Annotated in this window: 16 protein-coding genes; 4 read left to right on the top strand and 12 right to left on the bottom strand. The window is 44.3% G+C overall.

Annotated features, from left to right (window positions below; translation table 11 throughout):
• Positions 1-539: 539 nt before the first annotated feature.
• A complete protein-coding gene (locus ACJJI7_RS15395) occupies positions 540-1451 on the top strand; it encodes a hypothetical protein (protein WP_444901790.1) in 912 nt (303 codons plus the stop codon).
• 206 nt (positions 1452-1657) lie between these two features.
• Here ACJJI7_RS15395 and ACJJI7_RS15390 read toward each other — a convergent pair whose 3' ends face one another.
• The 3 genes from ACJJI7_RS15390 to ACJJI7_RS15380 form a co-directional block, all read right to left on the bottom strand.
• The gene (locus tag ACJJI7_RS15390; protein WP_020414977.1) at positions 1658-3061 is read right to left on the bottom strand and encodes an MFS transporter; all 1404 of its coding nucleotides are present in this window, start codon (positions 3059-3061) and stop codon (positions 1658-1660) included.
• A gap of 450 nt (positions 3062-3511) precedes the next feature.
• Positions 3512-4585 carry a LacI family DNA-binding transcriptional regulator gene (locus ACJJI7_RS15385; protein WP_444901791.1) on the bottom strand — a complete coding sequence of 358 codons (1074 nt, stop codon included), beginning with the start codon at positions 4583-4585 and terminating at the stop codon, positions 3512-3514.
• 79 nt (positions 4586-4664) lie between these two features.
• On the bottom strand, positions 4665-5927 hold the full coding sequence (locus tag ACJJI7_RS15380; RefSeq protein WP_444901792.1) for an MFS transporter: 1263 nt from the start codon (positions 5925-5927) through the stop codon (positions 4665-4667).
• 431 nt (positions 5928-6358) lie between these two features.
• Between ACJJI7_RS15380 and ACJJI7_RS15375 the strand changes: the two genes are divergently transcribed.
• Together ACJJI7_RS15375 and pgmB are read left to right on the top strand one after the other, a co-directional pair.
• Positions 6359-8710: a glycoside hydrolase family 65 protein gene (locus ACJJI7_RS15375; protein ID WP_444901793.1), complete on the top strand. Its 2352-nt coding sequence runs from the start codon at positions 6359-6361 to the stop codon at positions 8708-8710.
• Positions 8710-9381, top strand: coding sequence for a beta-phosphoglucomutase (gene pgmB / locus ACJJI7_RS15370; protein ID WP_444902644.1), 672 nt, complete (start codon positions 8710-8712; stop codon positions 9379-9381). Before ACJJI7_RS15375 ends, pgmB begins: the two co-directional genes overlap by 1 nt.
• 160 nt (positions 9382-9541) lie before the next feature.
• Here the strand turns inward: pgmB and ACJJI7_RS15365 are convergent, their stop codons facing one another.
• The 6 genes from ACJJI7_RS15365 to ACJJI7_RS15340 form a co-directional block, all read right to left on the bottom strand.
• Positions 9542-9826 (bottom strand): hypothetical protein, encoded by a 285-nt coding sequence (locus ACJJI7_RS15365; RefSeq protein WP_282950956.1) that lies wholly within the window; start codon positions 9824-9826, stop codon positions 9542-9544.
• A gap of 42 nt (positions 9827-9868) precedes the next feature.
• A complete protein-coding gene (locus ACJJI7_RS15360) occupies positions 9869-10327 on the bottom strand; it encodes a cupin domain-containing protein (protein WP_020414970.1) in 459 nt (152 codons plus the stop codon).
• Positions 10317-11354 carry a hypothetical protein gene (locus ACJJI7_RS15355; protein ID WP_444901794.1) on the bottom strand — a complete coding sequence of 346 codons (1038 nt, stop codon included), beginning with the start codon at positions 11352-11354 and terminating at the stop codon, positions 10317-10319. Before ACJJI7_RS15355 ends, ACJJI7_RS15360 begins: the two co-directional genes overlap by 11 nt.
• A 281-nt stretch (positions 11355-11635) precedes the next feature.
• Positions 11636-12043, bottom strand: a complete 408-nt coding sequence (locus tag ACJJI7_RS15350; protein WP_020414967.1) for a PaaI family thioesterase — start codon at positions 12041-12043, stop codon at positions 11636-11638.
• A gap of 88 nt (positions 12044-12131) precedes the next feature.
• Positions 12132-12905: a thiaminase II/PqqC family protein gene (locus tag ACJJI7_RS15345; RefSeq protein ID WP_353375158.1), complete on the bottom strand. Its 774-nt coding sequence runs from the start codon at positions 12903-12905 to the stop codon at positions 12132-12134.
• A 282-nt stretch (positions 12906-13187) separates the two neighbouring features.
• Entirely contained in the window at positions 13188-13718 is a 531-nt protein-coding gene (locus ACJJI7_RS15340; protein WP_282950959.1) for a P-loop NTPase family protein, read from the bottom strand.
• Between the two features lie 334 nt (positions 13719-14052).
• On the opposite strand from ACJJI7_RS15340, the gene ACJJI7_RS15335 reads away from it, so the two are divergent.
• Positions 14053-14604, top strand: a complete 552-nt coding sequence (locus ACJJI7_RS15335; protein ID WP_282950960.1) for a peroxiredoxin-like family protein — start codon at positions 14053-14055, stop codon at positions 14602-14604.
• Between the two features lie 133 nt (positions 14605-14737).
• On the opposite strand, the gene ACJJI7_RS15330 is transcribed toward ACJJI7_RS15335, so the two are convergent.
• The 3 genes from ACJJI7_RS15330 to ACJJI7_RS15320 form a co-directional block, all read right to left on the bottom strand.
• Positions 14738-15220: a GNAT family N-acetyltransferase gene (locus ACJJI7_RS15330; protein WP_282950961.1), complete on the bottom strand. Its 483-nt coding sequence runs from the start codon at positions 15218-15220 to the stop codon at positions 14738-14740.
• An 82-nt stretch (positions 15221-15302) separates the two neighbouring features.
• Positions 15303-15911 (bottom strand): macro domain-containing protein, encoded by a 609-nt coding sequence (locus ACJJI7_RS15325; protein ID WP_282950962.1) that lies wholly within the window; start codon positions 15909-15911, stop codon positions 15303-15305.
• A gap of 126 nt (positions 15912-16037) precedes the next feature.
• Positions 16038-16313, bottom strand: a complete 276-nt coding sequence (locus ACJJI7_RS15320; RefSeq protein ID WP_475717083.1) for a DMT family transporter — start codon at positions 16311-16313, stop codon at positions 16038-16040.
• Between the last annotated feature and the right edge of the window lie 81 nt (positions 16314-16394).

Below are 16394 nucleotides of genomic sequence, written 5' to 3'. Positions count from 1 at the left end.
AACGACCATACCTTACTCCCTCATCCAAGGAAAAATTAAACGGCAAATAGAAATTTTCCCTAGTTACAGCATCCAAAAGACCAACAACAGAAATTTCTAAAAATCATTTATCAGAAAGACCTTCAAAAAACCTCTAAACCCTAACATTCTAAAAGATACAAAGCAGAGTTAACCTCCTAAATATTTACCCTCCTTCCCACACCTAAATATCAAGATGTTGAGACATTAGAGAGGGAAATTGCCAAAGAAGAACAAATGTGGCTTTCGTGACAAAAGACAAAATTATGAATATTAATTCTTAAGCGTGTTTCTTCTATTCCTATCCACAAATCAAGTACGATTGTTCGACTCCTTATTGCCTGCTGCATTTATGCATGCAATATTAGGGTGGATTTTTTACCTTATGAACTCTAGCAAGGAGAATTTTTATCCAAAAAGCCACATGATAGGTTTATGTGATCTTTCTCTACCCTATCTATCGACTAAATTTTCACACTATTAAGAACAAATAAAAAATTTACGGTTAGAAATACAATTTTATGAAAATTAAAGCCCTGTATGGAAAAGCTCTTTTACTCATACTTATTTCCCTTTGTTTTACCTCCACAGTTAATGCTCAGTCTGGTTTTGAGGCTGTAGTGCCAGGGCCGGTTCATCTGGGTGTAAATGTCAATACTGAAGATGTTCCGTTTTGGAAAACATTGAATTATGACCATCAAGATGACTGGGATGGACGCGTACTCCATTACCCTGCCGATTGGCGAATTGCGAAAGGCAGCGATGGTCGTTGGATCACTTTTCCCCATGAGTGGGATCACCGCGAGGGTTCGGATGGCCGAATTGTTGCCTATCCCCGCGGTTTTTACACACAAGAAGGAGATGATGGAAGGATAATTTCCTACCCCTATAGTGAATGGGGGTATTTTGAAGGAAGAGATGGTCGCGGCGTGGCAATTCCAAGGGATTGGGATGTAGATGAACACGGTAACAGACTGTGGGGAAAAAATGTCAGAGCAGGCAGTGATTACCGCAAGATTGTAGTACCCCCCGGCTGGGAATCCGATCAAGGACGCGATTCAAGATTGATAGCTTATCCCGCAGGCTGGCTAACAGACTCCGGTTTTGATGAAAGGCTGATAGCCATTCCATCTCTCTCACCATGGAAGACCACCTGGGGGAGGGATGGGAGAATGATTACCTACCACGAAGGTTTAACATCCAGAGTAGTCGAAGGGAATGATAACCGAAAAGTGGCAATCCCCCATGATTGGTACTATTTTTCGGGGTCCGATGGAAGAATCAAGCCAAGACCCAAAAGTCTGAAAAAAGCACCTTTAACTTTTGATAATCCAGCACAAATTGCACTGATTAAGAAGCTGAAGGAAGATGCCGAATTATCAGATGAGGAGTACCATGATTATCTGCTTTACACATATCTCAATAGTGACTAGATTTTACTAACAATAAATCATCGTGAAGGCCACCCTTACAGCGGGTGGCCGCATACCACTCACAAAGGGGTAATTAATAGTTTTGGCAGGATTCAAACTATCACGTTATTTTACTTCAATACACGTCGATTATTAGCGACTTTCAATTAGACACTGCCGAAAGAAAAGTAAATTAATAGTTGGCTTTGGAAGGAATTCTACTATTGCTAAAGGATGCCTTCCTCCTCTATCTCCACTTCTATAGTTTTACCACTCACAAACAGAATACAAACTATCAATCCCGCCAGAGCCAAGTAAGCATTGACTGTAAATGCACGGTCTATACCTGTTGGTAAATCCGGTGCCATAACTACAATAGTGGTATTCATTCCCAATCCGAGAGCACCACCAGCAATTTGGAACATATAGAGAATCGCCCCGGCCAGGCTTGACCTGGATGGATCAACAACAGTAATTGCAGCTGTGGTAATGGTTGAATAAAAGAGCCCTATACCGGCTCCCAGTATCATTAGTCCGGGAATCATACTGGAATATTGGGTGTCTTCATGTAGGTGTGACAACATAAACATTCCGGCACACATACACACCGTTCCGGCAGAAACGATTACCTTGGCCCCTAACCGTTCATACAAACTTCCTGAAACGTAAGATACCAGGCCAAATACGATCATCATCGGCAATAAGCCCATACCTGACGCCATTGCCGAGTAGCCGCGAACCTTGGTTAGAAATTGCGGTACATACAAAAGTGCGGCAAAGAAAACCACTGAAAGTAGTAGAGTAGCAATACCGGCAGCAAAGAATTTGCTGTTACTCGCTACATCCTGAGGAATCAGTGCATCCTTACCAGCGTTGCGCTCAATGATCACAAATAAGCCTATAAACAATAAAAATATCGAAAACAGCGCTACTATTAACGGACTCTTAAAACCAAAATCCACAGCGAGATCCAGGGCAACCAGCAGTCCAAATAAGGAAACTGTAAGAGCAGTTACTCCGGCATAATCTATACGCTCACGCACCTCTTCAGGACTGTCATCAGCTACAACCCGCCAACAGACAAAGCACGCCAAGATTGCTATAGGTACATTAATAAAGAAGATCCAACGCCAACTCAGTAAATCTGTCAGTGTCCCCCCCAGCATGGGGCCAATCGCATTTGATGCTCCGCACACCGCCATGATCAAGCCACCAGCAAGACCCGAGCGATCCTCGGGCATCAAACCATAAATCATTCCCAGTATCGCCGGCCACATCATTGCTCCGCCGATACCCATTAATGCTCGCGAAATCAATAGCATCCAAACATCTACAGCCAGTCCGCCCAGAAGGGAGAAAAATACAAAAATAGCGGTACCTATAAAGAATATTCGTCGGCGCCCAAACATGTCTGCCAAACGACCACCGGAAATAATTAGAACACCAAAAACCAGGGTATAACCATTGATTACCCACTGGACCGTAGTGATATCAGAATTAAACTCTTTTTCCATGGCGGGTATTGCCACAGAGAACGCAGTGAAATCATTCGCAATTAGAAATACAGCCAGGCTTAACGCTGTCAGGCCCAAGAATTGGGTCTTTGTGAGAGGCGTTCTTTCTTCCGCCATATTAATTACCAAAGTATCAACTTGATAGGAAAGTTATCTCGAAAGTGTGGCTCAAGGAGATGATTCCCGCATTCATATTACTTATCTAATCCTGGTTGCAATTGAATCTATGTCCTTCCTAGAAATTGAAACATTGAGTTACATGCTGCTGAGGATTTTTATAAGGTGTTTTTATCAACCGCAATTTGTATAGATAAGCCGAAAATATAACGAATGCTGTTAAGTACCCAACATATTTATGAGGGTACAATGTCTGCCATAGCAGCGATGCTGGTAATCACGCCCAGCTTGTAGGCATCGGACACCAACGGCACCAAAATACGATAGGAATCCACCTAAGAGGTGATAAATGGACTCCACCGTTTCTGCGGAGCCTCAATTGCGGGACCAAGTAGAGAAACCTCTGAGGAGAGGGGAATAACTGGCAAAGATAAGGGAATAGAGGTTACTTTAACCATGCCCCTCTTGGAAGAACTCCTGAACCGGCTGGTATTCGGGGTTTGCACCACAGGAAGCCCGCACCACCAGCTCAGTGGGCAAAACTTCTGGCTCAGCACTTTGCCCCCCTACAAGCCGCATAACCTTCTCAACCATCAACTCGCCAGCGCGGTGAATATTCTGGCGCACAGTAGTGAGAGGTGGGGTATAGAAAGGCGCGATGGGAATATCATCAAAGCCCACCACCGCTACATCTTCTGGCACCCTATGGCCCAATGCCTGCAAGCCCTTGATTGCACCCATGGCGATGCTGTCACTGGCTGCGAATACCCCATCGAAAGTCAGCCCCTCCCGACCAATCAAATCGATAATTGTCTGGTAACCACTCTCACTAGAGAAAGACACCGGAATCTGTCGTTCAGTTTTACCCAGCCCAGTATCAGTCAGTGCCGTGCGGTACCCCTCGTAGCGACCATTGATTTCCGGGTGAGCGGTGTCGCCCAAGAAGATAACTTTTCTGCGCCCCAGGCTAAGCAGGTGCTTAGTTGCCTGGTGCCCCCCCATCTGGTTGTCACTGCTTACAATGCAGTATTCCGAGCCCGGCTTGGTGGTGCCCCCCCAAACCACCAGGGGATCTCCCAGTTTCTGTAACTCCCGCAGCGGGTTGTCATCCACGCCCTGGCCAATCACTATGACCCCATCGGCACGACGAGAACCCATCAGGTAGGAGTGCCAATCGTCATTGCTGGCAATACTATTAGAGAACAGCAAATCGTACTTGTACTGTGCCAATTTATCGGCAATGGCACCAATCATGTCCAGCATAAAGGGATCGGAAAACGTCTGGCCACCCGCGCAACCGGTATTGATCACCACTGAAATGGTATGGCTACGCTTCAAACGCAGGTTGCGCGCGCTCTCATTAATCTTGTAATTCATGCTCCGCGCAATCTGCTGAATACGCTCACGGGTCTTTTCGTTGATCAGCGGATTATTGTTCAGAGCGCGGGAAACCGTGGATTCTGAGACTCCCGCCAACCGTGCAATATCTGACATGGATACGGGAGAGGAGGAATCCTTCGGCATGACGTACTTCACCTTGTTCACGGGAAATACGCCATCTTAGGGGTGTGGTAAATATTTGTAAAACAGGGACAAATTTCGATCAGGTCACCGGGCTGGCCGGTAGCGCCTGCTCACCAGGTACCTGCCGCTCCACTGCACGACGGAAGAAGAATAAGCTAATAAGAATCACTGAAATAGGAACCAGCGACAGATAAAAAGCCACCTGGCCATCGAATACCTCAAAAACGGTTCCTGTTATTAGTGAGCCCGTTGTCCCCCCCAATGCAGAGAAAATCACCAGTAACCCGGTCATTGCGGAGTGTTGGTGTGTGGGCAGTGAGCTCAGCATCACTGAGTTGATCGCCGGGTATACGGGGGCCATAAACAAGCCTATCAATGGGAGGACAAATGCGGCTATCGGCGCATTGAGCCAGCTGATATCTGGATCTGGCTGGACATTACTCGACAATGGCAAGGTTAATACTACCAACAGCGCCATTGCCAACAGGCAGATATTGAGAACCGGGTACCAGTGCAGACGCCGCATGATAGCCCCCGCACCGAGCCGCCCTATCGCCAAGCCTGCTGCGAAAATACTGGCCGCCTGGACACTCATAGCAGCCGGCAGCTTAAGAAGCTCATTGTTAAATGTAGGCAGCCAACTGCCGATTCCCTGCTCAATCAGCACATAGATAAACACAGAAATCACATAGATATATACCAGCGGTTTGGCCATTAGCTTGATCATTGCCAGGAACTCCTGACGAGGGCTGGCCCCCTCAATACGAGTCCCCGATTCATTCATTTCAGTAGTCCACAGCAGGACGAAGGCGACAGCACAAATAGCTGCCAATACCCAGTAGACGCTTAACCAGGTAGTTGAGCCAGGGTTGGCGGAATCAATGAACGCACTAAAAAGCCAATAGCCCCCCAACACACCCACCATAAAAACCCCCTCGAGGGTATTTAGCAGGCTCGCATGTTCTTTGCGATCTCTCGCAAGCAAACCAACGGTTGAATAAACAGCGACTTTGACCAAAGCGAAGGCGACACCAACAGACAGAAACAGCAGTTTGGCTGTCCAGAACCCCGGCAGTATCGGCATAGCGGTACAAGCCACAGCAACAATCGCCAGACCTATCAACATCGCTTTCTTGAATCCCAAGCGTGGCAGCTGAGAAGCCACCAGGAATGAAACCACACCGATAGGGATATCCTTAAAACCCTCCAATACACTGGCGGCAGATTTACTCACACCATAAGTATTGATTACCTGCATGATTACTGTGCCCACGCTGTTTAGCAGAATGGCAAACACAAAATAAATGGCGAATAGGGAAAGCAGTATGCGCTGATTATTCATAACAAATTCTTCATCGGTCTATGGCTCAGGCGCTAAGCCGTACCAGCCTGTTATTGTACATTTTTTGATCTAATTTTGTGAGGCTAATGAAACCTGCGTGATCATCGCCTGAGGCCTCAGTATTGCTTAAAGTACTCACTTAATGCAAACGATTGCATTTAATGTGGAATATTAAGTGGATACCTTTCTTTCAATCCAGTCACAAAACCAATCAGTTCATCACTCTAATAAACTATTTTATTTTTAAATATCAATCACTTATGGATATATCTGTTTATGAGATCCAGTCGATATTCATGGTTATAATCTTTACATGCTCACAGTTGCAATCGATTGCATAATAATATCAATTGGAGATAGACTGAAACCTGCCTGCCCAAGAAAAGCAACCGCTTGGGGTGGAACCTAAATAACTGATTCTGTGATGTGGTATGAAGCAAGAACAACAAGTCAAACACGAGATTCATCCCTGGAGCCTGGTAGAAAATAGCTTCCAACCCGAGGATTATTGCCTCAACGCCACCCTCTTCTCTCTCGGTAACGGGTATATCGGTCTGCGTGGCGCATTTGAAGAGGGCTATGAACCGGAACCATTCACCGATGGTTGCTACCTCAACGGTGTCTATGCCAGTGAACCGATCAGCTACGGCGAATCCGCTTACGGCTATGCTCGCAACAACCAGCGCATGCTGACAGTTCCGGATGGCAAATCGATTCACATTTGGATTGACGGTGAGCGCTTCAGCTTGTCAGAAGGCGAGCTGATCAATTATGAGCGCCACCTGGATATCTCCACCGCCATATCCAAACGAACGCTGACTTGGCGTTCACCCCACGGCAAGACCATTGAGCTTACCGCCCAGCGACTGGTCTCCCTGAGTGAAAAGCACCTGCTTATCGTCAGCCTGGAAATAACTCCCCTCGATTTTGATGGCGAAATACGCTTGCAATCTCGCTTGGACGGAGACTTGGCCCAGGCGGATCGCAGTGATGATCCCCGCTTAGCCTCACCTATAGATAGTGGAGATATTGAGTGGCTTGAAAGTACTGCCGATGGCGACTATCTCGCTTTGCCATTATTCGTTAAAAGCAGCGGCTTCTCTATCTGTAGTGGGGCACTACACCACTGTGAAAGTAATAATGATTTCACCTCCAGCAATCTCCGCAGTGAAGATTGCGTCTCGGTGGATTACCGCTTTAGCGCGTACCGGAATACCCCAATTCGCCTCACAAAATATGTTGCCTACTTTGCCGAACAGAACAAAGCACCTTTAACCGCCTCACAGGTACAAAACTACCTTCAACGTTGTGCGCGTAATAGTTTTACAGAACATGCTCAAGCTCAACACTTGGAAATGAAGAATTTTTGGCGGGAATCGGATATCCAGGTCAGCGGCAACGATGCCTTGCAACAGGGGATTCGCTTTAACCTGTTTCACTTATTCCAATCACTGGGTAGGGATGGGCGCACTAATATTGCTGCGAAAGGCCTATCCGGTGACGGCTACGACGGCCACTATTTCTGGGATACAGAAATCTATGTGTTGCCATTTTTCCTTTATACCCAGCCACAATTGGCAAAAGGACTTTTGGAATACCGGCACTCAATTCTGGAGTCTGCACGTTCCCGCGCGCGGCAGATGGCCATTCAAAAAGGTGCCCTCTTCCCATGGCGAACAATTGGTGGTGAAGAGTGTTCAGCCTACTATCCCGCCGGTACCGCCCAATACCATATCAATGCAGATATCGCCTATGCGGTACGTAACTACTGCCGGGTAACTGGCGATACTGATTTCCTACGAGATAAAGGTGCGGAAGTAGTCATTGAAGGCGCGCGGATGTGGATGGAGATCGGCCACTTCAATCCGCGTCGTAACAACCAATTCTGCATCAATGAAGTCACCGGACCAGACGAATACACCGCGTTAGTAGATAACAATTTCTACACCAACCTGATGGCTCGTGCGCATCTGGAATATGCGGAAGAGGTCTTCCAATGGCTACAATCTTTCGACCCGGAAGCCTGCCAAACTTTGGTTAAAAAAATCCAGCTGGAGTCGGAAGAACCTGCAAACTGGGCCCGCGCAGCCGAGGCCATGTACCTTCCCTATGACAAATCTGAAGGTATCCATCCCCAGGACGATGGCTTCCTGAACAAGCCGGTATGGAATTTTGCCGAGACACCTGAAGAAAAGTATCCCTTATTACTGAACTATCACCCGCTGGTTATCTATCGGCATCAAGTTTGTAAGCAGGCAGATGTTGTGCTTGGGCTTTTATTACAAAGTCCCGAATTTTCAGTAGAGCAAAAGCGCCGCGATTTCGATTTTTACGAGCCTCTCACCACCCACGACTCCACCTTGTCTGCATGTATACACAGCATTATTGCCAGCGAAGTCGGTTATCCGGAAAAAGCTCTCAGCTATTTTCAGCAGGTAGCGCGTATGGACCTGGATAACCATCACAATAATACCCAGCATGGTATTCATACCGCATGCATGGGCGGTACCTGGATGTGCATGGTGCAAGGTTTTGCTGGAATGCGCCTGCACAGCAACGAACTGAACTTTAATCCCTACGTGCCCGAGGGGATGGACGGCTATCGTTTCCGCCTTCAATTCCGCGGTCGTACGCTTGCCCTGGAAATCGATCGCCTTCAAGCCAGCTATACCCTGGTAAGCGGAGAGGCAATCACCCTGTATCACGGCGAAGAGGTAGTAATGCTGAGCACAGCCGGACAAAAGCAAACTTTCCAAATGGCAGCGATGGAGGAGGTATCTTGATGATCTATCGTGCGGCAATTTTTGACCTGGATGGCGTAATAGCAGATACAGCCCGATTACATTTGCAAGCCTGGCGTCAACTCGCTGAGGCCCTGCAACGCCCCTGGGCTGACGACACAGAGGAAAAACTAAAGGGACTTGAAAGAATGGCCTCTCTAGAAGTCATTCTCGGGGGGGAGAGCGGTAATTTCAGTGAGGAAACAAAGCTCGCCCTGGCCTCCCGTAAAAATAGTCGCTATCAGGAATTGATTCGCAGCCTCTCCCCAGAAGATCTTCTGCCAGGTGCAGGTAAACTCCTGGCTTGGCTATACGAGAGAAAAATTCCCATCGCTCTGGCCTCCGCAAGTAAAAATGCTCCGGCCGTTTTGCAAGCTTTGGGGATATCAGATTTCTTCTCATACATTGCGGACCCGGAGCAATCAGCTCCCAAACCGTCTCCGGAAATTTTTCTCGCAGCCGCACAAGGCCTGCAGGTTGAAGCTGAATTCTGCATTGCCTTTGAAGATGCCGCAGCCGGTGTTACCGCTATCAAGGCCGCACAGGGAATGACTGCTGTCGGTGTAGGAAGTGAGAGTACGCTTGGAAGTGCCGACTATATTGTCGGCAGCCTAGAGATGTTCGATCCAAAAGACTTCTTTCTCTCGGCAATTAGAGCAGCTGCTGTCAGTTAATCAAGGTCCCTAGATATCGCTATACAAGCTGAGTAGCAGGTTTGGAAACTGGCTACTCAGCTTTACCGGAGCATAGTCATATTTGGTAGTCACTTCTGTGTAGAGAGGGAAAAGATCTATGTTAGGGGCAAGTACACTTCGGTAAATCTCACTTGAGCTCTTAACGAGCACTGAGGTTTCGACCAAAAACAAATCCAAAGAGCAAATGTGATATGAACAGAATAATAACCATCCAATAGGCCGGGAATAGATTCATCCACAAAGCATATATTGCATAAAAATGCAGCAAAATTAACAAGCCCCAAACACAATAGCCCAACCAGCTTACAAACTTGTCATGTGCCTGCGCAAAGTTGGCAACTCCCAATCCCCAGGCAAGGAAAACCCAAACTAAAGACCAGCCAAAAAGTAAAGTTAAGGAAATATTTACTCCCAGCTCAAACATATCTATCCACTCCCTCTATATCCAGTCAGTTCATATGTATTGCTATGGCTCTATAAACTTTTGAAAACCGGAGTCTATACTTCGTAGCTTATTGGCCGTACCTGACCGTGGATCAATTATCTCAAAATCAGAGAAATCAAAGCCGGGGCCGACAGAACAACCCACCAGAACCGATTCTCCGATAGGTTCAGCTGCCTGCCAGACCCCAGCAGGAATAACATCACAGAAAGTATTACATTGTGTAGAAAGCTCAGTTCGCTTAACTTCCTTACCTAACCCATCCCAGGTATAGAGATACAATCCAGCGCCTTGATACAGGTTCCATACTTCATCTGATTGCACCCTATGAAAACGACTAACCTCCCCATTATTCAATGAAAAATAAATATGTGTAAGGGCAGACCTTTTCTGCCCATCTTGATTGGTAACTACAGTATTAGACCTGAATACCTCAAGATATCTTCCACCCTCAGGATGTTCAGACAGGTTTTTAGGTTGCACTTTTATTTCCCCACATTTTAAATTTAGTCAATTCTTTACTCTTCTCTTTTGAAAGGGCTTTAGCAATATTGGTTATAGCTTCATCCATGGAGACCAAGCCATCAAGATACGGCATCCAATATTTATCAAGAAGTACCTTATAGTCCCAGTGTCCTCTATATAACCCATTTGCTTTCGCATAGGCCGTATAATTAGGCTCAACCCTTGAAACAGCCCTTCTCACAGTCTCGCCAACTGTATAAAACTGAATCGGATGCCATATCCCCTTTTTGTCAGCCACACCAAACTTGTCAAATTCTTTATCAATCAGTCTTCGGAGTGTACTTTTTCTTCCAACACTACTAACGTGAGACAGTTCATGAAAGAACATTTCCAAAGCCAACCAGCCACTATAATCTGGATAGGTGCTATTGATGATAGTTTGGTGGCGTCTTGCAGAAGTTGTCGCCCCCTGGCGCAAGCCCGGCTTGTAAGTAATATTGATCGTATGAGTATTAACTATTAAATCTTCAGCAAACAATCTCTCAAGATCTGCAGATATTTTATTGCCATACCTCTTTAGCTTAAATTGCAACTCCTGGTGCCACTCCAGATTCTTCTCTAAGTGCTTCCCCCACAGGGTTGCATTATATAATGGAGCAATCTCATTTATATGGTGACCCAACGTATTCTCTGCCTCACTATTGTCAATACCCTTACCGGTCATCAGAGCTTCAGTTAAATTTGCTATTTCAGATTCAGACCTAACAATATGAATATTATTTTCCGCCCCAAGTTTACGATAATCTTTAATCGCCTTCTCAAAGATGGAAATCTTACTAGAAGTGATGGCACCATTACTCTTGAACTCCTCCAGAGCATCCCTATCTCTTGCCAACTCATACAGGAAAAGATGTAAATTCAATAAAGGATCACTTTTGAATATGACACCTCCCCAGCTACCAATTTGATTTCGCTTCGGGTCGTTAGCAACAGTTGATAAAGAAATCAATAAGAGAGTGAGTACCAACAATAGAATTTTAATCATGAAAGAACGCCAGGGCTATATACTTGATATTAACTTCACTGGTGGTATGACTTGGGAACCCATACAAAGTTTTATAAAATATGACTATATTAGAAAAATTCACAGCGGTACCAAATCTCACACCAGAATCATATTGGTACATAGAATAAAGCTACCTATGAGCCACAGTTAAGCCGGCTAATAGCCATGGGATTTTAAAAAAGTATTTTTTCTCAATATGCCCATGACATAATCAATACTTCTCCATTAAGGTACTTCTCTACAATATCCTACAGATGGGACTATGGGTACAACAGCATTTGCGTACAGCGAAAGAGAGAAATTTTTTTACCAGTTTTTAGGCAAAGCACTACAGCATCCCAAACCTGAGTAGTGCGCCCTTTATGTATAGGGCTCGCGATGCACTCTACTCTTCCCTCCCGTACAGTACTTAAGTGATTCGATTTCAGTTCTATAGTAGTAAAACCCGTTGCAGTCTTTGGTAAATTTGCAATACAGCCAATACCACAAGCAGTATCTGCCAATGAAACAACACTACCGGCATGCAGGTATCCATTTGGAGCTAAATGCGACGCTGTAATATCCATTTCTGCGCATATTTTTAACTCATCCAAATTAATAATTTTTATACCAAGTAGTTCAGGCAACCTCCCAGCACACATATCATTGAAATACTTTATGTCTTTCATAAGCCAATATATTGTTTATATCAAGTTTATTATATTAGTCAATTCATCTATTCCCGATACTCTCTACCATAAAGAACCAATAAACTGGTTAATTGGAATTCCGTTTGGTATCACCAGAATTTTCCAGTGCTCGCCAGAATTCCTTTTCATAGGACTGAATAAGCCTAACACGTGTTTCGATATTTAACTCACTTATTCCTGAAGCCAAACCCTTGGCAACTATATCTATTACTTGCTCTCGAAATCCAGGGGGCAATTCTCTAAAACTGATTAAGAATGCGAGCTGGCTGTCTGACATTTTCTTATTCTGTTTAAGCGCCTTAGCCATGCGTCCAACATTTTTACCAAAACTCTGAAAATTGATCAACAATGCAGCAGCAATTTCCGCAGGCATAGCATAATTTGCCAACCACGTAGTATAAGCTGGGTATGCTTGTGCTCCGGCTAATGGTTGGTACTCGTTAATTTGTTTATCAGAGATCTCTAGGGCCTTGATAAGAGCTGGCAACTGCTCACTGGCCATAACCTCACCGGTGACCAGCCGAGTAAAGAACTGTCGAACTATTTGACTTGAGGAACCTCCAAATCGATGTAAAGATAGTGCATTGCTACGAAGATCTGACTGAATGATCAAATGCTGTTCCAACGCAAATGCTTGCAATATTGAATCTGGCAATACATTGTCCTCAAGTTTTTTAATAATAATGGGCACCTCATTACTAAGGTATTTTTTTTCAAGCTGTTGGATCAAACTCTCCGCTTTATGCCGATCTTCCTTAGTCGTAAAAGCAATTGATTGAGCCGTAGTATTTAGGGCAAGTACCACAATAAGCCCAACTTTTAGAAAGATGTCTCGAGTCACCTGGCAATGCTCCGATAATAAAAACACTAAGCATAGCACCGTTAAGAGAAATTGATTGAGGTAGACAAAGGAAGAGTTTAATGCCTAAGAAAGGCCTGCAGTTATAAAACAACACCGGCTCAAACACTTAGACATTGCCCAACACCCGGGATATCAATTTGTATGCAGCAAAGAATGACAACTTATAAAATTTTACAATCAAGCAATCGAAGCAAAATTGAATATAGGCAAAACCATGTATTTTAGACATAAATACGCCTATTTATTTGATAAGTTTACCGGCTAAATATTAGTATCAGTTCTCGAAAATCGATGCGCAAAACTATTAATCTCATCTACCTTCTCAATCCTGTATATCTTTTTGTTTTCGCCTAGAGATTGTATTTTATCAAATAATTCATCACTCCAGAATCTGGGTGATAATCGCAAGTATTGCCAGCTTGCGAATGTACCTTTTAGAACGGAACTGCCCTCAGGCCAACCTACGGGCCTCACAAAACAACTTTTTAACAACCTTTTAGTAATCCACCAGTAATGAATATAATATGGCAAGTCAACAATAATGAGCGTATCGGCTGCATCAATACGTGCCCAAAACGACTCCATCGTACCCAAGCCATCAATTATCCAGTTATCAGATTCAATTAGTTCAGAGTGTTCGCCCAAAAAATCTTCAGGAGAAATACGCTCACCATTTTTATTATACTCTACCGTATCCAGTGGGAAATATTTAAGACCCGTAACAGCAGCCAGATTCATGGCAAGAGTAGACTTTCCTCCCCCAGGCTTTCCAAATATCGCTACTTTCTTCATTTTATGATGACTTCTGCTTACCCTTAATTCAAAATCGATAACGGATATTAATACTATCTCGCGTTACTGATTAAAAAAAACATCCAAAAAAGCGCCAATTTTCTTTCTACCAAACCAAATACACTTACTCTGGCTGACCGAATTTCAGCTATATTGACAGCTATGTCGACAGTATTAATTGCGCTTCACCAGAAAATAGGTAACTTGATGTATTTATGGTTATACAAAACTTCACAATCAATGAAATCACAGTGCCTGTCTAGATTCTAAACCAAACTTTTACAGTTTAAAATCTACTTGTTCAAACAGCTGCAACACATTCTACAGAATGATAATGAGAAGAAAACAATGCGAATCCCCCCAACATCCTGTACCTAATCTGGTCGTGGAAACCTTATCATCCGGTACATTTGACTTATCTAAAGACGCCCCCGGTTACGCAACTCTGGTTGTGTTCTATCGTGGCTTTCACTGCCCTATCTGCGTTTCTTACTTGAAGGAACTTGGCCGTTTGACGCCTGAATTCCTTGCGAAAGGAGTTAAAACAATAGCAGTATCCTCAGACGACAAAAATAATGCCATAAAGATGGCTGAAAAGGTTGCTTACCCTGATTTACGTATTGGCTATAATTTGCCCCTGCAAGTCGCAAAAGAGTGGGGCCTTTACCTTTCATCAGGTCATGGAGCCACTTCTGTAGGTATCGAAAAGCCTATCCTTTTCTCTGAACCAGGTGTGTTTCTGGTTCGGAATGATAGCACGCTCTATTTTGCCATAGTGCAAACCATGCCTTTCGTGCGTCCACATTTCAAAGAAATGATCGGAGCACTCGAATTTGTCCAAGAAAACGATTATCCAGCACGTGGTGAGTACATTGGATCGGTCTAATTCTTTGAAGATAATGAGTATCTATCTTCGGCGTTGAGTGACACCACTGCTAGTATTGGCCATCTAGTTCCATCCCCCCCCAATTTATAACTGTCCTTATAATCGGGCTTTCTAGGGGATACCACTCAGATTATTAAATACTATCCATAAGGCTACGCCTTACATCAATAAAATAGGTGTTAAAGCTGCGCCCCAGTTGATATGTCTTAATCACTCGACTCGCAATTTTACTCAATACTTTATAATCTGGCCTGGTATCCAACAAATGAAATAGCACTTCTTTATGTTTGAGTTCATTTGCCCAACGCATCAAAACCTTGAACAAACTTATCCCTAGCCCCCAAAATTTCTGGGATAAGACAATTGCCAGCTCATAACCATGATCATCTGGCTGGATCCCACACCACCCGGCAATTTTACCGTCTATGCAGACAGCTCTAACTCGACAACCTGGAAGAGAGTCAACTATAAGTTTGGCCTCGACCCAGTGTTTCAGAGAATTGTCATCAAAGTATGCGTGATCAATCAGATGCATTCTGAGTTTATCTTCATTAAGAACAGCTAATAATTCCTTCTGGTTTATAGCGTTGAGCCTCCTGAATTCGACTGTATTCATAACTAGCTGCTCCGGAAATACTGACCATTAATATTGAACTACAAAAATCCAGTATCAATTCAATAAAATTTATCAAAAAATCTTAGTATGTTAATTGTAACTTTTTATGGGACTCATGAATCTCATTATAACTTGGAATCCTGGAAGGCTTGGACAGATAACTATAGGCCGCCCTCATATGTCCCGCACAGCGCCTAACTGATAAGTTGCCTATTCCCGTACCCAATCCTGAACATACAATTGAATTTATCTGACAGCCATTAGGTGACTGATTGAACATCTGAACGGAATTTAGAATAGCCCTGAAAGCATGATAAGCATTTAACGTAGTGGATATATCTTCTGGCACGCGCATTGTTGGAGCAGCTATAAGGTACGGCCAACTGTCATTAGATGTTGGAACTATTATTGCCGCCCCTACAGGTAGCTCACCATGGAAATCAGACTTGATTCTTTCCTGTAACCTCTCCTCAACTTCAAAACCCAATGTATTCCGGATTGGAAGATCCAAACCTCCATCCATAATTCCAAAGCTATTGGCCGGACTCACCATGGCATCGGCGGATATCGAAAAATAATCTCCCTCTACAACTTCAAAAATATCAATTCCTTCAAAAACCTGACGCCAGGCTTCCACCAGGTCTTTTGACCTATCTATTAGATAGATTTTATTAGGTAACATTAATTCCATCCTGCATCTGTTGTTTTATCAGTAGTTTGCCATCTAAAAGGCCTGAGCTTACTGCCAGGTAATTTTAAGCCTGGGAAGTTTCGGGCAACGTAGCGATACCCAAATTGCTCATTAGTGGATAATGACCTAAGCAGACACATCCGAAGATGCAACCAACTTGAGGCCTACCACACCTAGCACTATAAGAGATATACAAGCAATACGCGCAAGCGTTATTGGCTCATTGAACCATACAACACCAAGTACTGCGACACCTACTGCTCCTATACCAACCCATATAGCATAAGATGTGCCTATTGGTATATATTTAAGCGAATATGACAGAAAGGCAAAACTAATCCACATAGCCATGACAGTAATTACGGATGGCCACAACTTGGTAAAACCTTCCGAATATTTCATACTCACAGCCCACACAATCTCAAAGAGCCCCGCTACGAACAAGCTAATCCACGCTCCCATATATTCAAAACCACCTTTAAT

Source organism: Microbulbifer variabilis, assembly GCF_056232115.1.
Note: the sequence above shows the minus strand (reverse complement) of the source record. Positions and strands in the feature narration are given on the sequence as shown.